Here is a 17,713-nt window from a genome sequence, read left to right on the forward strand (position 1 = left end):
CTACCTCCCAAGTCAACACATTCGAACAGCAATCACCACGATCGCAACGGCGCGCACGCTACCGCACGGGAAGCCGCAAATGAACACTCAACTTCGCCCACGTGTCGAATTTGTTGCGACCGACCACTAATTCCGGGACAGTAGCCGACTCCGCGCGGGCGCACAGCCCTCCGAAGAGATGAACGGCGCTCAGTTCCAGGGCTTGGTGAGGGTGTCCCCGCGCGCGTGCACTTCGGCGCAGACCTCCAGCACGATCCGCGCCGCCTCGGTGCGCCCCGCGCGCTCCAGCGAGTCCGCGAGCGAGCGCCAGCCGCGACCGTCCTCCGGCAACAGCACCAGTGCGGCGGTACGAGCCGCGAGCGCCGCCTCGTGGTCTCCATCGCGCTCGTGGACCTCGGCGAGCAGGTGATAGACGGCATCCGTCCACGGATACCGTTCCAGCATCTCCAGAACCGGCCCGGCGCCGTGGGATGCGACCTTCGCGCGTCGCACGGTGTCGACGAACGCGTCGGCGATGTCCTCCGAGGTCACCCGCTCGACCTTGCGGCGATCCGGGCTGAGCCGGAGCAGCGCGGGCATGCTCCCGAAACAGGCGGTCGCCGTGCGCCACCCGGGTTGCCGGAACGCGTGCGGCAGCGGCTTCCCCGGCTGACTGGTGCCGTTGGAGCAGTCCAGCAGCTCACGGGGCACGAGCATCCGTTCCACGGCGAAGCGGTCCCCGCTCGCGTCACCGCGCGCCCGATAGGTGTCCCGCAGGTCCTGCTGGTTGTACAGCCACATCTCCCAGTCGCTGCCCCAACCGGCACGACTGATCAGCAGGGAGAAGTCGACGCGGATCTCCTCGTACTGCGTGACGATCGTGCGCAGCGCGAGCGGGAGGCGGTCAAAGGCCCGCTCCAGCGCCCAGCGCACCGGCACGAGTACCTCGTGCGCGACGGTGAGCGCGGAATACCAGGCATCGAAGGAATCGGCCTGGCGCACAGGTTCCAAGGTCGCCTGCACGCGGCGCACCAGCCAGCTGAGCGTGGGCTGGACTCTGCGGTGCAGTTCCACCGGCGCCCACTCGTCTTCAAGATCGACGAACGTCGTCCAGTCTCTCCGCGATGTCAGGGCCCGCTCCGAGAAGTGGGCGAGAAACCCCCGCGCGTCCTCGGCGAGGCAGCCTGCGGCGAGCAGTCTTTCCAGCACCCAGGAGGTCGCGGTCTGGTTCACCGTCTGCCCGGCTTCCGCCATGTCCACGACGTACTCGACCGCGGCGCGGACGTGATCTTCGTGCTCACCGTGCGCGACGTGCCAGAGCGCGCCCTTGAGCAACCACGAAGCCTCGTTGTTGAGGAAGCTCAGCTTGGCGAAGTCCTGCTCGCTCCCTTCCGGCACGGTGATGCCCGCCCGTCGCAGGAACTCCTGGTGCACGTCGTCGAACTGGCGGCTGATCGTCCAGTGCTGGAAGAAGTCCATGACCCACTCGCTCGGCATGGTCCCGCCATCGGAGCGGGTGTAGCCGCCGAGCGGCCTGACTCCCTCAACGAAGTCCGGGGTGTTGCCCCGGAACGGCAGCCGCCCGGCGAAGCGCAGCCCGGCCACCTCCTCCAACGTGGAGCACAGCACGAGGAGCACCTTCTCCCGGCGCAGCTGGTACTCCGGGTACCGCCGCACGGGGCGGCCGTCCAGCTCCTGCAACCGCCCCGCGAGCTGGACCTCCTCGAAGAGGGCTTCGAGCACGTCCACGACCGGTTCGAGTCCGGGAACCGGTCGCGTCGCGAGCAACCGCCCGCTCACACGAACAGCCCCGTCGCGCTGACGATGTCGCCCTTGTGCTCCTTGGCCAGCTCGACGCTCTTCAGCATCCACTCGCGGATGGAGCGCCGACCGGTGCGCTCGTACACCAGGCCTTCGCGATGGAGCTGCACGCACAGGTCGTCGAGGAACTTCTTCGGCTTGGCGCCGTTGGCGACGAACTCGATGTCGGAGAACACCCGGCGCAGGTGCCTGCGGACCTCGTCCTCGGTGTCGAGGTGATCAAGCGGCAGGTAGACCGCCTCAGCCGCCTCGGCGAGGTCGTCGAAGACCACCAGGCCGGGCAGGGCGGGCCGCCGTTTGCCCTCGAAGAGCATCCGCACCATCGCGTGCACCGGGTGCGTGCCGACCGTGATCTCCGTGCCCGCCTTGGGCACCGGGATGGCCAGCGGCGCGAACTGGTTCAGCGTGAACAGCACCATCACGTCGGGACCGCTGTCGTCTGGCAGCGAACTGTCACCGCTGACGTAGTCCGCGACCGCCGCGTCCTTCGCACCGTCGAAGGCCAGGAAGCAGAACGCCTTCGCGTGCTCCCGGACGTGCGCGAGGTTTTCCTTGGTGAACAACAGGTCGAGGCGGGTGATGTTGCCGCCTCGGTTGTAGACGCCGTTTCGCCCAGCTTCTTCCAGCAGGGCGGCGAACGAGATCACGAGCATGTTCCCCCCAGAACTCTCTCTGGCGGGAACGTAGTCGCCGAACAGCCGCCGGTGCTCCCTGTTGGAACACCGGCGCCCGGCATCTGCCTAGAAGAGGCGGAACTCGTCCGGTTCGATGCCGCGCAGCGCGTCGTAGTCGAGGGTGACGCACTCGATGCCGCGATCCTCAGCGAGCACCCTGGCCTGGGGTTTGATGAGCTGCGCCGCGAAGATCCCGCGGACAGGGGCGAGCAGCGGATCGCGGTTGAGCAGCTCCAGGTAGCGGGTCAGCTGCTCGACGCCGTCGATCTCCCCGCGCCGCTTGATCTCCACAGCGACGCTGGACCCGGTGGCGTCCCGGCACATCAGGTCGACCGGGCCGATCGCCGTGGGGAACTCGCGCCGGACCAGCGTCCAGCCGTCCCCGAGGGTGGTGACGTGCTCGGCCAGCAGCTCCTGCAGGTGCGCCTCGACCCCGTCCTTGCGCAGGCCGGGCTCGGGGCCCAGCTCGTGCTTGGAGTCGTGCAGCACCTCCTCGACGGTGATCACCAGCTTCTCACCGGCCTTGTTCTGCACCACCCAGGTGCCGGGGTCCTCGATCAGCCAGCAGGGCGGGCTCATCCAGTTCAGCGGCTTGAACGCGCGGTCGTCGGAGTGGATCGAGACCGAGCCGTCCGCCTTGATCAGCAGAAGGCGCTGAGCCATGGGCAGGTGGGCGGTGAGGCGGCCGACGTAGTCGACCTGGCAACGAGCGATGACCAGACGCACGGCGAAGAGGCTACGGGCCGCCACGGCGGCCGTGCGCGCGGGTGAGGGCGGATCAGGATCTTCGACGAGGTTCCTGGGCGGGTCGGCGGTGCGAGTAGCGTCCCCGCTCGTGTCGCTGACGCTCCAGTCGCTGTTGCGGACCAAGCCCGTCGAACGGATCACCGAAGAGGGCGCCAACACGCAGCTCAAACGCAGTCTCGGTCTGGTCCCGCTGATCGCGCTGTCGGTCGGCGCGACCCTGGGAACCGGGATCTTCGTGGTCCTCGGCGAGGCGGCACCCCAGGCGGGCCCCGCGGTGGTGCTGTCCTTCGTCCTGGCGGCGCTCGCGGCGCTGTTCTCGGCCCTGTCCTACGCGGAGCTCGCGGGCGCGGTCCCGGTCTCCGGCTCGGCGTACTCCTACTCCTACGCGACCATGGGCGAGTTCGTCGCATGGCTGTGCGGATGGTGCTTGTTGTTGGAGTACGGGGTTTCCGTCGCGGCCGTCGCGGTCGGCTGGGGCGGTTACCTCAACGAGTTCCTGCACTCCGCGATCGGGCTGCGCATCCCCGACGCGCTGGCCAGCTCCCCCGCGGCGGGCGGGATCATGGACCTGCCCGCGGCGGTCGTGGTGCTGCTGGCCACGCTCGTGCTCGTCGGCGGCGCCAGGGAGAGCGCGCTGGTGACCACGGTGACGACCGTGCTGAAGCTGCTGGTGCTGGTCTTCTTCGTCGCCGTCACGGTGACCGCGTTCAACTCCGACAACATGGCGCCGTTCGCGCCCGCGGGGATCGCCGGGATCACCGGTGGGGCGTCGGCGGTGTTCTTCTCCTTCATCGGCTTCGACGCCGCGTCCACGGCGGGCGAGGAGGCCCGCAACCCGCAGCGCGACCTGCCGAGGGCGATCGTGATCTCGCTGGGCATCGTGACCGCCATGTACGTATTGGTGGCGATCACCGCGGTCGGGGCGGTCGGCTCGGACGCGCTCGGCGGCCAGGAGGCGACGCTGTCCGCGGTGATGCGCGAGGTCACGGGAGCGGGCTGGCCGTCGACAGTGCTGGCCTTCGGCGCGGTGATCGCGATCGCCTCCGTCGTCCTGACCGTCCTCTATGGACAGACGCGGGTGCTGGTGGCGATGTCCCGCGACGGGCTGGTGCCCTCGATGTTCGCCAAGGTCGGCAAGCGCAAAGTGCCCACGGCCAACACCCTGGTGGTCGGCGGCCTGGTGGCGGCGCTGGCCGCGTTCGTCCCGCTCGGTCAGCTCGCCGAGGCGACCAGCATCGGCACCCTGGTGGCGTTCGCCCTGGTCAACATCGGTGTGCTGGTGCTCCGCCGGACCAAGCCGGACCTGCCGCGCAGCTTCCGCGCCCCGCTGATGCCGATCACCCCGATCATCGGGCTCGGCCTGTGCGTGCTGCTCGTGGCCGGGCTCAAGTCGCAGACCTGGCTGGCGTTCGCGATCTGGACGGTCGTCGGGCTCGGCGTGTACTTCCTGTACGGCGTGCACAGGTCGCGGCTGAACGACTGGCAGCATGGAGACCGTGCAGAAGCTGGACAGTCGTGAGGTTTACGCCAACGCGTGGATGACCGTTCGCGAGGACGGCATCCTCCGCGCGGACGGGTCGCGCGGGATCTACGGCGTGGTGGACAAGCCCCAGTACGCGCTGGTCGTCCCGCTGGACGGGGACCGGCTGCACCTGGTCGAGCAGTACCGCTACGCCCTCAACCTGCGCCGGTGGGAGTTCCCGCAGGGCACCGCTCCGGAGCGGGCCGAGAGCGAGCCCGGCGAGCTGGCCGCGCGGGAGCTGCGCGAGGAGACCGGTCTGCGCGCGGGGAGGATGACCGACCTCGGCCTGCTCGACGTGGCGCCCGGCATGTCCAGCCAGCGCGGCCGCGTCTTCCTGGCGACCGAACTGGAACAGGGCGAGCCGGAGCGCGAGCACGAGGAGCAGGACATGCGCACCGCGTGGTTCACCCGCGCCGAGTTCGAGGCGATGATCGCCAAGGGCGAGATCACCGACGCGCAGTCACTGGCCGCCTACACCCTCCTGCTCCTGCACGAGCGGAACTCCGTGGACGCCTGAGCCACCCGCGGCCGCCAACGTACCCAATGTGGCATTCGTTACGTCTAGCGAAACAAATGCCACATTGGGTCCACAAGCGGCCGCTGCGGGTGAGTGGATATCCGCCCAGGGCGTACTGGCAGCTTGGCGTTCGTTCGCGTCACGGGTGATGCTGGAATCGGGGGGTTCCCCGGAGCGGGCGAAAGCCACCCTCGCCTGCCACGGGGGATCTCGTCATCCGGCGCGCACGGCCCGCATGATCGCGGTGCCCAGCTCTTCGGTGGTCGAGGTGCCGCCGAGGTCCGGGGTGGCCACCTCGCCCGCGGCGAGAACCGTATCGACGGCGGCGCGAACCGCTTGTGCCGCAACGGTTTCTCCCAGGTGCTCCAGCATCATCGCGCCCGCGAGGACCTGGGCGACCGGGTTGGCGATGCCCTGGCCCGCGATGTCGGGAGCGCTGCCGTGCACCGCCTCGAACATCGACGGGTGCTCGCCGGGCGGGTTGATGTTGCCGGACGGGGCCATGCCGAGGCCGCCGGTCACCGCCGCCGCGAGGTCGCTGAGGATGTCGCCGAAGAGGTTGGACGCCACGACCACGTCCAGCCGCTCCGGGTGCTGGACCATCCGCGCCGCCAACGCGTCCACGTGGCACTGCTCGCTCTTGACGTCCGGGTACTCCGCGGCGATCTCGGCGAAGATCTCGTCCCAGTACGGCATGGAGTGGATCAGGCCGTTGGACTTGGTCGCGGAACAGAGCCCGCCGCCGCGCTCGCGCGCCAACTCGAAGGCGTAGCGGATGATCCGTTCCACGCCGACGCGGGTGAACACCGACTCCTGGAGCACGAACTCGCCAGGCTGACCGGCGTTGTGGCGGCCGCCGATGGCGGAGTACTCGCCCTCGGAGTTCTCCCGGACGATCACCATCTCCAGCTCTTCCGCGGAGCGGCCGTGCAGCACCGACGACGTTCCGGGGAGCAGCCGGACCGGGCGCAGGTTGACGTACTGGGCGAAGGCCCTGCGAACCGGGATCAGCAGTCCCCACAGGGAAACGTGGTCCGGGACACCGGGGAAGCCGACCGCGCCGAGGAAGATCCCGTCGAAGCGCGAAAGCTGCTCGATCCCGTCCTCCGGCATCATCGCGCCGGTCTTCGCGTAGCGCTCGCAGCTCCAGTCGAACTCCGTCCACTGTAGACGGAAGCCGGACGATGAGGCGGCCCGGTCGAGCACCCTGCGGGCCTCGACCGTGACGTCGACGCCGATGCCGTCGCCGGGGATCGAGGCGATCTCGTAGGTCTTCACAGGCTCACCGCGATGTACTTGGTCTCCAGGAACTCTTCGATGCCAACGGTTCCACCCTCGCGGCCGAGACCGGACTGCTTGATCCCGCCGAACGGCGCCGCCGGGTTGGACACGATGCCCTGGTTCAGGCCGATCATCCCGGCCTCAAGCCGTTCCGAGACGCGGAGCGCGCGCTTCACATCGCTGGTGTAGAGGTAGGAGACGAGTCCGTACTCCGTGTCGTTGGCCGCGGCGAGCGCCTCGTCCTCGGTGTCGAAGACGGAAATCGGCGCCACAGGGCCGAAAATCTCCTCGTCGGACATCCGCGCGTCGCGTGGAACGTCGGTGAGGACGGTCGCCGGGTAGAAGTTTCCCGGACCGTCCACTTCGGACCCTCCGGTGAGCACCTTCGCGCCACGGTCGACCGCGTCCTTGACCAGCTCGCTGACCTTGCGCACCGCGGCGTCGTCGATCAGCGGACCGACCACGACGTCGTTCTCCGTGCCACGGCCCATCTTCAGCGACGCCATGCGCTCGGTCAGCCTGCGCGCGAACTCGTCGTAGACCCCGCGCTGCACGTAGAACCGGTTCGCCGCCGTGCACGCCTCGCCGATGTTGCGCATCTTGGCCTGCATCGCGCCGTCCACCGCGGCGTCGAGGTCGGCGTCGTCGAAGACCAGGAACGGCGCGTTGCCGCCGAGTTCCATCGACGTGCGCAGTACCTTTTCCGCGCACTGCTCAAGGAGTTTGCGGCCGACACCGGTCGATCCGGTGAAGGAGAGCTTGCGCGCGCGGCCGTCGCGGATCAGCGGCTCCATCACCCCGCCCGCGTCCTTCGTGGTGATCACGTTGAGCACGCCGTCGGGCAGGCCCGCCTCGGTCAGGATGCCCGCGAGGGCGAGCATGGACAGCGGGGTCTGCGCCGCGGGCTTGATCACCGTGGTGCAGCCCGCCGCGATCGCCGGGCCGATCTTGCGCCCGCCCATGGCCATCGGGAAGTTCCACGGCGTGATCAACAGGGTCGGTCCGACCGGCTGCTTGGTGACGAGGAAACGGCCGCTTCCGTTGGGCGCCACGGCATAGCCGCCGTCGACGCGCACGGCCTCCTCGGCGAACCAGCGGAAGAACTCGGCGGCGTAGGCGACCTCGCCGCGCGCCTCGGCCAGCGGCTTGCCCATCTCCAGCGTCATCAGCAACGCGAGTTCTTCGTTGCGCGCCAAGAGGATCTCGTAGGCGCGGCGCAGGATCTCCCCGCGTTCGCGCGGCGGCATCGCGGCGAAGCCGGGCTGTGCGGCCACGGCCGCGTCCAGCGCCGCCCTGCCGTCCGCCGGGGAGGCGTCGGCGACGTCGCAGAGCCGTTGTCCCGTCGAGGGATCGAGCACGGCGAAGGTCTTCCCGTCCTTGGCCGCGACCCACTTGCCGCCGATGAACAGCTCCTTCGCGACCGCGTCGACCACGCCGCTCTCGCTGATCTCAGACATCCCGCTCCTCGCCGATGGCGTTCATTGCGTCGGTGCGCACCCCATGCTACGAATATTGTCGACAATCTACAACACCCCTCGTTCGTCAGGAGTGTTCATGGCCAAGCTTTCCCCGGTGCTCAAGCAGGCAACCCCGGTCGTCGTCGATCGCGGTGAGGGCGTCTACCTCTACGACACCACCGGCAGGCGCAACCTCGACTTCACCGCGGGCATCGGCGTGACCAGCACCGGGCACTGCCACCCGCGCGTGGTCGCCGCCGCCCAGGAGCAGATCGGCAAGCTGATCCACGGCCAGTACACGACCGTGATGCACAAGCCGATGCTCGACCTCACCGAGAAGCTGGGCGAGGTGCTGCCGCCCGGCCTGGACTCGCTGTTCTTCTCCAACTCCGGCAGCGAGGGCATCGAGGCGGCGCTGCGGCTGGCGCGCCAGGCCACCGGGCGCCCGAATGTCGTTGTGTTCCAAGGGGGTTTCCACGGCAGGACGGTGGCCGCGGCGACCATGACCACCTCCGGGACGCGGTTCAGCGCGGGCTTCTCGCCGTTGATGGGCGGAGTGCACGTGGCGCCCTTCCCCAACGCCTACCGCTACGGGTGGGACGTCGAGACCGCGACGAAGTTCGCGCTGCGCGAGCTGGACTACCTCTTCGCCACGGTCACCGCGCCGAACGAGACCGCCGCGTTCTTCATCGAGCCGGTGCTCGGCGAAGGCGGCTACGTGCCCGCGAACACCGAGTTCTTCGCGGGGCTGCGCGAGCGCGCCGACCGGCACGGCATCCTGCTGGTGCTCGACGAGGTGCAGACCGGGTTCGGCCGCACCGGGAAGTTCTGGGGGCACGACCACTTCGACGTGCGGCCGGACATCGTGGTGATCGCGAAGGGCCTCGCGAGCGGATTCCCGCTCTCCGGCATCGCGGCCTCGACCGAGCTGATGAGCAAGGCCTGGCCCGGCTCGCAGGGCGGAACCTACGGCGGCAACGCGGTTTCCTGCGCCGCGGCGGCGGAAACGCTCAGCGTGATCAAGGACGAGGGACTGGTCGAGAACGCGGCCGCGCGGGGTGAGCAGCTGCTCGCGGGCGCGCGGTTGATCGCGGACAAGACGCCGCAGATCGGTGACGTGCGCGGGTTGGGGCTGCTGGTGGGCTCCGAGTTCACCACCGCCGACGGCGAGCCCGACAACGCCACCGCTCAGGCGGCGCAGAAGGCAGCGGCCGAGCGCGGGTTGCTGTTGCTGACCTGCGGCGCGCACATGAACGTGGTGCGGATGATCCCGCCGCTGATCGTCACCGCCGAGCAGATCGACGAGGGCCTGGAGATCTGGGCCGAGGCCGTCGCGTCCGTCACCGCGTCCGTCACGAAGAGCTGAGGGGATTCGAAGTGGCTCGCTACATCACCATCACCCTGGACAAGCGCGGGGTGTCCTGCCGCGCCCGCCTGCTCGACGCGGAGGCGCCGCGCACCTGCAAGGCCGTGTGGGACGCGCTGCCGCAGAGCGGGTCGGCCTACCACGCCAAGTACGCCCGCAACGAGGTGTACACGTTGGTCCCGCCGTTCGCGAACCCCAAGCCCGGCCGGGAAAACCCCACCGTGACGCCGATTCCCGGCGATGTCGTGTACTTCGGCTTCGAGGCGTGGGAGATCGGCAACCCGGCCTACGGCTACGAGGAGGCCAGCGAGGCGCACAGCGATCAGGGCGCCACCGATCTGGCGATCTTCTACGGCCGCAACAACCTGCTGATCAACGGCGACGCGGGCTGGGTGCCCGGCAACGTCTTCGCCACCATCGAGGAGGGCCTCGACGAGATCGCCGCCGCCTCCCAGGACCTGTGGCTGCGCGGTGTCGAAGGCGAAACCCTCTCCTTCGCCCGCGCCGACTAACCCCTGCTCCGCACCCAGCCAATGACGCGTTTGGTGCGTTAGAAGGCCCTGAATGAGTCATTGGGGGAGTTCAGTGCCCTCAATGACTCATTCAGGGCACTCAAGTACCTCAATGACTCATTCAGGGCGTTAGGGAGCTGCGGTGGCGTGGAGGCTCGTGCCGGGGGCGAGGCGTTGGACGGCGTCCTCCATGTGCGCCTCCAGCAAGGAGAGGACGAGCGCCTCGTCGCCGGAGCGGATCGCCTGGATGATCTGGTTGTGCTCGCCGACGCGTTCCTCGACGGCCTGGTAGGTGCGCTGTAGCTCGGCGAGGCACATCCGCGTCTCGATCAGCAGCGTCCGCGCCATCCGGATCAGCCGCGGGCTGCCGGAGGCGGCGATCAGCGCCTCGTGGAACTTCAGGTCGGCGTCCGACAGCGCGGTCGGGTCGTCGTCATCGGCGGCGGCCGCCATCGCGCGCACGGTCTCGTCCAGTGCCGCAGCGGCGATCTCCCGGTTGTCGCCGCGCATGATGCGGATGACCGCGGCGCGCTCGATCGCCGACCGCGCCGAGTAGATGTCGTAGACGTCGGTGGGGCCCAGGTCGATCACGAACAGCCCGCGGTGCCGTTCCGCGCGCAGCAGGCCCTCGGAGACCAGCCGCTGCATCGCCTCGCGCAGCGGTCCGCGGGAGACCTGGAACCGGGACGCCAGCTCGGTCTCACCGAGTTGTGTGCCGGGCGGCAGGGAGCCGTACATGATCGCGTCGCGGAGCTGCCGCGCGATGATCTCGGCGGTGGACTCCCGGCTGACCGGTTCGATGTCCGGCAGCGCCATCACGCACCTCCTGTGCGGAAGAGTGTGCCGAGTGCGTCGGTCCTGGGGTGCGCGCCGACCAGCCGCAGGCCCTCCCACACTGTCACCTGGTTCGCGGTCAGCACGGGCTTGCCGAGCCGCTTCTCGATCTCGTCGACCACGTCGAGCGTGCGCATCGCGGTGTCCGGCACCAGGACCGCGTCGGCGTCGGGGTGGTCGTGCGCCACCGCGAACTCGATCACCGCCGCCGGGCTCAGCCTGCCGACCTCGGCGGCGGTGTCGATGTCCGCGCTCGCCATGGACACGACCTCGATCCCGCCCGCGCCGAGGAACTCCATGAAGAACGCGGCCACGTCGGCCGGGTAGCTCGCGGCGACGGATACCTTGCGGAGCCCAAGCACCAGTGCCGCGTTGACGAACGCGAAAGACGTGCTGGAAGCCGGTTTCCCCGCCGCCGCGGCCAGTTTCGCGACCTGGTCGGCGGCGCCGTCCCACCGGTAGACGAAGCTCCCGCTGGTGCACGCCCACACCACCGCGTCGGGCTCGTGCTTGCCGAGCAGCCGCGCGCCCTCGGCGAGCCGTTCCGGGCTGCCGAGGTCCAGCAGCTCGGGCACCGCGTGCAGGTCCGTGCCGTAGATGTGCTCGACCGGGAGCCGCACGTCGCCGCCGAGCAGCTCCGCCGCGAACGGGTACTCGTCCTCCACCGCGTGGTCGGGGTAGATGAAGCCGATCGTCGGCATCGCGGGTCCTCCAACAGGTTGTCGACAATCCTAAGTGACTTCGCGGAGCCAGCCTCCCGGCCCCACGATGGGCAGCCGCATCCGTTGCAGGCAGGCCCACATGGTCAGCTGGTTGGCGGTCAGCACCGGCTTGCCGAGCCTGCGCTCCAGCGGCTCGATCAGGTCGTAGGTGGGCAGGTTGGTGCAGCTGACGAAGATCGCCTCGGCCTCGGGGTGGTTCGCGGCGAGGATGCGTTCGGCGATGGTGCGGTAGCCGACCTTCCAGATGCCGCCGCCGAGCCCGAGGTAGTCGCTGGAGACCGTGCGCACGCCCAGCTCGGTGAGGAACGACTGCAGGCTCTTCGTCAGGTCCTCGTCGTACGGGGTGATCACCGAGACCGACCGCAGGTCCAGCTGTTGCAGCACCTCCGCGAGCGCGCCCGAGGTGGTCACGGCGTCCGGGGCGCCCGCGTCGCAGATCGCCTTGCACAGCGAGCGCTCGTAGTCCACGCCGTTGACGAAGCTGCCGGAGGTGCACAGGTAGGCGACGACCTCGGGTTCGACGTGCAGCACGTCCCTGGTGGCCGCGGCGAGGTGGGCGCTGTTGCTGACCAGCCTGGCCATCTCCATGCTGACCGGCACCGGCTCGTACGGGGTGCGGGCCAGGTGCAGGGAGACCTCCATCGGCACCCACCGCCACAGCTCCCGCTCCAGCGCCAGGTCGAACGGGGCGATCACGCCGATCCCGCGCTGGGCGAGCGGTCCGTCGAACTCCAAGAGATCCAAATCCAAGGCTGGGCTCCCAGGGTGAGGAGTGGCCTCCGGGGTGACTCCTCGGATTGTTGACAATCATACGAACGACTCATAGCGTGTCAACGTGCCCGAAACCCCAGTGCTCACGGTTCTGCACGACGGCAGAACGCCGCCCGGCATGCAGGGCATCGAGGCCGACGCGGTGGTTCGTTACACCCGCGAGGACGGCCTGGCGGAGGCACTGCGCGGCGCGGACGTGCTGTTCGTCTACGACTTCCTGTCCAAGGCCGTCCCGGGTGCGTGGCACGCCGCCGACCGGCTCCGCTGGGTGCATATCGCCAGCGCAGGGGTGGACCCGGTGCTCTTCCCCGGGCTCAGGGACAGCGAGGTCGTGCTGACCAACTCGCGCGGGGTTTTCGACCGGCCGATCGCCGAGTACGTGCTCGGCGTGCTGCTCGCTTTCGCCAAGGATTTCGCTCGTTCGGCCGAACTCCAGAGCCAGAAACGATGGCTGCACAGGGAATCTGAGCGGCTGACCGGCAAACGTGCGCTCGTCGTCGGCACCGGCCCGATCGGCAGGGCCATCGCCGGACTCCTCCGCGCGGTCGGGCTGGAGGTGACCGGGATCGGCCGCCGCGCCCGCGCGGACGACCCGGACTTCGGCACCGTGCACGCGGCGGACCGGCTCGTCGAGCACCTGCCCGACGCGGACTTCGTGATCGCGGTGGCGCCGCTGACCGAGCACACCAAGGGGATGTTCGACTCCCGCGCGTTCGACGCGATGCGCTCGACGGCGCGGTTGGTCAACGTGGGGCGCGGTGAGCTGGTGGTGACCTCCGATCTCGTCGACGCGCTGCGCGACAGGGTGATCGCGGGCGCCGCGCTCGACGTGTTCGAGACCGAGCCGCTGCCCCCTGACAGTCCACTGTGGACCATGGAGAACGTCCTTGTCTCACCGCACATGTCCGGCGACTTCGTCGGCTGGCGGGACGCGCTGGTCGAGGTGTTCGCGGACAACTTTCGGCGGTGGCGGGCCGATCGTGATCTTCGTAATGTCGTCGACAAGCAGCTGGGCTACGTGCCGAGCACACGCTGAGGAGGGTCATGGCCCCGAACACGAGCAGCCTGCCGACGGCGAGCGAACTGGCCGCCGCCTACTCCTCCGGAGAGCTCTCGCCGGTGGAGGCGACCCGGTCCGCCCTGGACGCCGTCGAGCGCAAGGACGGCGACTACAACGCCTACTGCCTGGTCGACGCCGAAGCCGCGATGGAGCAGGCCAAGGCGTCCGAGCAGCGGTGGCACGACGGCAACCCGATCGGCTGGCTGGACGGCGTCCCCGCGTCGATCAAGGACATGTTCCTCAGCGTCGGCTGGCCGACGCTGCGCGGTTCGCGCTGCATCGACCCGGAACAGCCGTGGGTGGTGGACAGCCCGGTCACCGCGCGGATGCGGGAGAACGGCCTGGTGCTGCTGGGCAAGACCACCACCCCCGAGCTCGGGTGGAAGGGCGTCACCGACAGCCCGCTGCGCGGTGTCACCAGAAACCCTTGGAACGCAACGAAAACCGCGGGCGGCTCCAGCGGCGGCAGTGCCGCGGCGGTGGCGGCGGGCATGGGCGCGCTGTCGGTGGGCACCGACGGCGGTGGCTCGGTGCGGATTCCCGCGTCGTTCTGCGGGATCGTCGGTTTCAAGCCGACCCACGGCCGCATCCCGCTGTACCCCGCGAGCCCCTTCGGGCCGCTGTCGCACGCAGGCCCGATGGCGCTGTCCGTCGACGACATCGCGCTGCTCCAGGACGTGCTCGCACTCCCCGATCACCGTGACCCCGCGGCACTTCCGCAGCTCGTCGGCACCTACCGCGAGGCCGTGCGGCGCGATGTCCGCGGACTGCGCGCGGCGTTCTCGCCGAACCTCGGCTACGTCGACGTGGACCCCGAGGTCGCGCAGATCGTGGCGGCAGCGGTGCGCGCGATCGACGAGGCCGGGCTGCACGTCGACGAGGCCGACCCCGGTTTCCAGGACCCGAAGGAAGCGTTCTGGGTGCTGTGGTCCACCGGCGCCGCGAAGTGGCTGGACACCTTCCCCGCGGGCTCCGCCGACCAGCTCGACCCCGGACTGCGGCTGCTGTGGGAGCAGGGCGGGACGTACACCGCCAGCGACTACCTCGGCGCGAACGCCGAACGCGCCGCCCTCGGCATCACCATGGGCGAGTTCCACTCCAGGCACGACGTGCTGATCACGCCGACCATGCCGATCACCGCCTTCGAGGCGGGCGCGGACGTGCCCCCTGGCAGCGACATGCGGAGCTGGCCGGACTGGACGCCGTTCACCTATCCGTTCAACATGACCCAGCAGCCCGCCATCAGCATGCCCGTCGGCCGCACCGCCGCCGGACTGCCCGTGGGCCTGCAGATCGTCGGGCCGCGGCACTCCGACGACCTCGTGCTCGCCGTCGCGCGCCTGGTCGAGGAGGTTGTCCCGGCCCGCTAGGACTTGCCGAGCGCGCGAAAGAGCTTGAGCAGCAACGTGTATCCGCGTGCCAACGTTCGGAAGCTGGTCAGCGGAGGACGGCCCAGGCCGACGCCGCGTTGGCTGGCGATGGTCTGCGCCTCGGTGAAGCGGAGCAGCCCTTCGACACCGTGCCGCCTGCCGATGCCGGAGTCACCGATCCCGCCCATCGGCGCGTCCACGCTGCCGTAGCTCGACGCGTAGCCCTCGTTCACGTTGACCGACCCGGAGTTCAGCCGCGCGGCGACGACGCGTCCACTTCGGACATTCCCGCTCAGCACACTCGCGTTGAGGCCGTAACGGGTGTCGTTGGCGCGGTGCACGGCTTCGTCCACAGTGGAGCATCGGTACACCGAGACGACCGGCCCGAAGGTCTCCTCGCCGAAGCACGTCATGTCCTCGGTGACCCCCGCCAGCACGGTCGGCTCGTAGCAGTACGGACCGACGTCAGGACGCCGCCGACCACCGGCGAGCACCCGCGCGCCCTTCTCGACGGCGTCGCGCACGTGCTCCGAGACGACGTCGAGTTGGCGTTGGGAGGCAAGGGAACCCATCTCCGCCGACCAGTCCAGACCGACGCCGAGCCGCATGTGCCGGACCCGCCGGAGGAAGGACTCCATGAACTCGTCGTGCACGGAGTCGTGCACGTACAGCCGCTCCGTCGAGACGCACAGCTGCCCCGCGGAGGTGAAGCACGCGCGGACGGCGATCTCCGCGGCCTTGTCCGGCTTGGCGTCGTCGAGCACGAGCAACGCGTTCTTCCCGCCCAGCTCCAACGACACGCCGACGAGCCGCTCCGCCGCGCGCTTGGCCACCTCGCGCCCGGTGCGCGTGGAGCCGGTGAAGCAGACGTAGTCCGCTCCGTCGACCACCGCACCACCGATCGTGGGACCGTCGCCGACGACCACCTGCCACAGGTCCTCCGGCAGACCGGCTTCACGCAGCAGGCCGACTCCCCACAGCGCGGTCAACGCGCCCTGGACATCCGGCTTGTGCACGACACCGTTGCCCGCGACCACGGCGGCGAGCCCGTCGGAGAGCCCGAGTTCGAGCGGGTAGTTCCACGGCGAGATGATCCCGATTACGCCCTTGGGCCGCCGCACCTCGTCGACTCGGATCACCCCGGGCAGGAAGCCGGAACGCCTGGCGCAGGCCAATATCCGTTCGGCTCGCCTGCCGTAGTAGCGCGCTCCGACCGCGGTCCCGGACAGCTCCTCGAAGGCGTGCCAGCGGGTTTTCCCGGTCGCGTACTGGATGGTGTCCAGGGCCTCCGCTTGCCGGGAGAGCAGCAGATCGTGGAACCGCAGCAGTACCTGACCGCGTTCCTTCGGTGGAACGGCGCACCATTCGTGCTGCGCCGCCGCCGCTCGCGCGTACGCCTCGGCCACGTCGTCCACAGTGGACACGGGAAGCGCCGCGAACGGTCCCCCGGTGAGCGGGGTGACCACGGGCGTGGTGGCCCCCGACGACGACAGGACGATGGTCTTGTCGATGCTGAACATGTCGGCCTCCTAGTCAGGCCAGGACGGCTTGCGCTTCTCCAGGAACGCGGCCATGCCCTCCTTGGCGCCCGGCGTCTGCGAGGCCGCCGCCATGGCTTCGAGCGCGATCTCGTACGCGTCCGCTTCCGGCCGGTCGAGCTGCGCGTAGAGCGTCCGCTTGCCCGCGGCCTTGCTCGCCCGGCTCCCCCGCGTCGCCCGCGCCAGCAGGTCGTCGACGGCGGAGTCCAGCTCCTCGTCCGGCACCACGCGGTTGATCAAGCCCCACTGCTCGGCGGTCGCGGCGTCGATCGGATTGCCGGTCAACGCCAGCTCCATCAGGCGCTTGCGGCCGATGGCGCGGGCAACCGGAACGGCGGGCGTGTGGCAGAACCACCCGGCCTTCCCACCAGGCAGCGCGAACCCGGCCGAGGCGGCCGCGACGGCCAGATCGCAGGACGCGACGAGCTGGCACCCGGCAGCCGTGGCCAGCGCGTGCACCCGCGCGATCACCACCTGCGGGATCGACTGGACGGTGCGCATCACCTCGGTGCACAGCTCCAGCAGCTCGCGCACGCCGTCGAGGTCGCGCGCGGCCACGTCCGCGAAGTCGTGCCCGGCGGAGAAGACCTTGCCCGTCCCGGCGAGCACCACCCCGGTCGCGTCGGACTCCCCCGCCGCGCGGAACGCGGTCAGCAGCTCGGTCAGGTGCTCGGCGGAGAGGGCGTTGCGGCGCTCCGGCCGATTCATCGTGATCCGAACGATGTCGTCCGCACGATCGACGAGGAGATTCCGGTACTCGACCATGGCCCGACCGTAGCGCCGCGGAGTTAGCCTGACGAGGTGCCGGACTTACTCATCCCCTTTTTGGCCGTCGTTGTTGTGCTGACGGTCACACCCGGTCCCGACATGGCCCTCGTGCTGCGCAACGGGGTGCGCGGCGGTACGGCCGCGGCGTGGTGGACCGGGCTCGGCTGCTGCGCGGGCATCGCGGTGCACGCGCTCGCGGCGGTGGTCGGTCTCTCCGCGCTCCTGGCGGCGTCGGCGACCGCGTTCACCGTGGTGAAGCTCGCGGGCGCGGCCTACCTGGTGTGGCTCGGCGTGCAGGCGCTCTGGGCGGCCCGGCACGGCCTGCGGGACGCTCCGGCGTCCTTGACGGATGCCGTCAAGGAGCCGATGGCGCGCGACGCCGCCTTCCGCCAGGGCGTGCTGAGCAACATCCTCAACCCCAAGATCGCCCTGCTGTTCCTGACCCTGCTGCCGCAGTTCGTGGCCGCGGGCGAGTCCCGCATGGCGACCTCCGCGGTACTGGCCGCCGTCTTCCTGGCCCTCGCCGTCGCGTGGTGGACCGTCTTCTCCGTCCTCATCGGCAAGCTGGGCCGTACCCTCTCCCGCCCGCGCGTCAAGCTCACCCTCGAACGCCTCACCGGCGCGGTCCTCGTCGCCCTCGGCCTCCGCGTGGCCCTCGACTGACCCACATTTCCGCCGGGTGGTTGGGGCGTCTTCAAGTACCCCCAACCCACCCCCCAGCGGTCGCAAACCGCTACTAACCCCGGGGTTAGTAGCAGTTAGCGACTTTCGTGG

17 protein-coding genes are annotated in these 17,713 nt (G+C 69.7%); 7 read left to right on the forward strand and 10 right to left on the reverse strand.

Annotation, left to right across the window (positions count from 1 at the left end):
• Positions 1-189: 189 nt before the first annotated feature.
• The 3 genes from NLX83_RS03025 to nucS all read right to left on the reverse strand — a co-directional run bounded on the left by NLX83_RS03025 (position 190) and on the right by nucS (position 3,200).
• The gene (locus NLX83_RS03025; RefSeq protein ID WP_254233329.1) at positions 190-1,779 is read right to left on the reverse strand and encodes a hypothetical protein; all 1,590 of its coding nucleotides are present in this window, start codon (positions 1,777-1,779) and stop codon (positions 190-192) included.
• Positions 1,776-2,453, reverse strand: a complete 678-nt coding sequence (locus tag NLX83_RS03030; protein ID WP_254233330.1) for a hypothetical protein — start codon at positions 2,451-2,453, stop codon at positions 1,776-1,778. Before NLX83_RS03030 ends, NLX83_RS03025 begins: the two co-directional genes overlap by 4 nt.
• Positions 2,454-2,540: 87 nt before the next feature.
• Positions 2,541-3,200, reverse strand: a complete 660-nt coding sequence (nucS, locus tag NLX83_RS03035) for an endonuclease NucS (RefSeq protein ID WP_254233331.1) — start codon at positions 3,198-3,200, stop codon at positions 2,541-2,543.
• A gap of 115 nt (positions 3,201-3,315) precedes the next feature.
• On the opposite strand from nucS, the gene NLX83_RS03040 reads away from it, so the two are divergent.
• The gene (locus NLX83_RS03040; protein WP_254236057.1) at positions 3,316-4,740 is read left to right on the forward strand and encodes an amino acid permease; all 1,425 of its coding nucleotides are present in this window, start codon (positions 3,316-3,318) and stop codon (positions 4,738-4,740) included.
• A complete protein-coding gene (locus NLX83_RS03045) occupies positions 4,718-5,260 on the forward strand; it encodes an NUDIX domain-containing protein (protein WP_441296807.1) in 543 nt (180 codons plus the stop codon). Before NLX83_RS03040 ends, NLX83_RS03045 begins: the two co-directional genes overlap by 23 nt.
• 213 nt (positions 5,261-5,473) lie before the next feature.
• Here NLX83_RS03045 and NLX83_RS03050 read toward each other — a convergent pair whose 3' ends face one another.
• Together NLX83_RS03050 and NLX83_RS03055 are read right to left on the reverse strand one after the other, a co-directional pair.
• Positions 5,474-6,538, reverse strand: a complete 1,065-nt coding sequence (locus NLX83_RS03050) for a tartrate dehydrogenase (RefSeq protein ID WP_254233333.1) — start codon at positions 6,536-6,538, stop codon at positions 5,474-5,476.
• Positions 6,535-7,998 (reverse strand): NAD-dependent succinate-semialdehyde dehydrogenase, encoded by a 1,464-nt coding sequence (locus NLX83_RS03055; protein WP_254233334.1) that lies wholly within the window; start codon positions 7,996-7,998, stop codon positions 6,535-6,537. Before NLX83_RS03055 ends, NLX83_RS03050 begins: the two co-directional genes overlap by 4 nt.
• A 97-nt stretch (positions 7,999-8,095) precedes the next feature.
• Between NLX83_RS03055 and NLX83_RS03060 the strand changes: the two genes are divergently transcribed.
• Together NLX83_RS03060 and NLX83_RS03065 are read left to right on the forward strand one after the other, a co-directional pair.
• Positions 8,096-9,364, forward strand: coding sequence for an aspartate aminotransferase family protein (locus NLX83_RS03060; protein ID WP_254233335.1), 1,269 nt, complete (start codon positions 8,096-8,098; stop codon positions 9,362-9,364).
• A gap of 11 nt (positions 9,365-9,375) precedes the next feature.
• Positions 9,376-9,876: a DUF3830 family protein gene (locus NLX83_RS03065; RefSeq protein WP_254233336.1), complete on the forward strand. Its 501-nt coding sequence runs from the start codon at positions 9,376-9,378 to the stop codon at positions 9,874-9,876.
• Between the two features lie 129 nt (positions 9,877-10,005).
• On the opposite strand, the gene NLX83_RS03070 is transcribed toward NLX83_RS03065, so the two are convergent.
• From NLX83_RS03070 to NLX83_RS03080, 3 genes are read right to left on the reverse strand one after another with little or no spacing between them, the layout of a single operon-like run.
• A complete protein-coding gene (locus NLX83_RS03070; RefSeq protein WP_254233337.1) occupies positions 10,006-10,692 on the reverse strand; it encodes a GntR family transcriptional regulator in 687 nt (228 codons plus the stop codon).
• The gene (locus NLX83_RS03075) at positions 10,692-11,411 is read right to left on the reverse strand and encodes a maleate cis-trans isomerase family protein (RefSeq protein WP_254233338.1); all 720 of its coding nucleotides are present in this window, start codon (positions 11,409-11,411) and stop codon (positions 10,692-10,694) included. The genes NLX83_RS03070 and NLX83_RS03075 overlap by 1 nt, the downstream gene beginning before the upstream one ends.
• Before the next feature lie 30 nt (positions 11,412-11,441).
• Positions 11,442-12,182 carry a maleate cis-trans isomerase family protein gene (locus tag NLX83_RS03080; RefSeq protein ID WP_254233339.1) on the reverse strand — a complete coding sequence of 247 codons (741 nt, stop codon included), beginning with the start codon at positions 12,180-12,182 and terminating at the stop codon, positions 11,442-11,444.
• 139 nt (positions 12,183-12,321) lie between these two features.
• On the opposite strand from NLX83_RS03080, the gene NLX83_RS03085 reads away from it, so the two are divergent.
• Together NLX83_RS03085 and NLX83_RS03090 are read left to right on the forward strand one after the other, a co-directional pair.
• Complete coding sequence (locus tag NLX83_RS03085) at positions 12,322-13,239, forward strand: D-2-hydroxyacid dehydrogenase (protein WP_254236058.1); 918 nt, start codon at positions 12,322-12,324, stop codon at positions 13,237-13,239.
• Positions 13,240-13,247: 8 nt separating this feature from the next.
• On the forward strand, positions 13,248-14,633 hold the full coding sequence (locus NLX83_RS03090; protein ID WP_254233340.1) for an amidase: 1,386 nt from the start codon (positions 13,248-13,250) through the stop codon (positions 14,631-14,633).
• Here NLX83_RS03090 and NLX83_RS03095 read toward each other — a convergent pair.
• The gene (locus NLX83_RS03095; RefSeq protein ID WP_254233341.1) at positions 14,630-16,153 is read right to left on the reverse strand and encodes a succinic semialdehyde dehydrogenase; all 1,524 of its coding nucleotides are present in this window, start codon (positions 16,151-16,153) and stop codon (positions 14,630-14,632) included. The two genes, NLX83_RS03090 and NLX83_RS03095, sit on opposite strands and share 4 nt — an antisense overlap.
• A gap of 9 nt (positions 16,154-16,162) precedes the next feature.
• Positions 16,163-16,936 (reverse strand): enoyl-CoA hydratase-related protein, encoded by a 774-nt coding sequence (locus NLX83_RS03100; protein WP_254233342.1) that lies wholly within the window; start codon positions 16,934-16,936, stop codon positions 16,163-16,165.
• Positions 16,937-16,972: 36 nt separating this feature from the next.
• Here NLX83_RS03100 and NLX83_RS03105 point away from each other — a divergent pair, with 36 nt between their 5' ends.
• Entirely contained in the window at positions 16,973-17,602 is a 630-nt protein-coding gene (locus NLX83_RS03105; protein WP_254233343.1) for a LysE family translocator, read from the forward strand.
• The last annotated feature ends 111 nt before the right edge of the window (positions 17,603-17,713 follow it).

This window comes from Allokutzneria sp. A3M-2-11 16, from assembly GCF_024213555.1.
Lineage (GTDB): Bacteria > Actinomycetota > Actinomycetes > Mycobacteriales > Pseudonocardiaceae > Allokutzneria.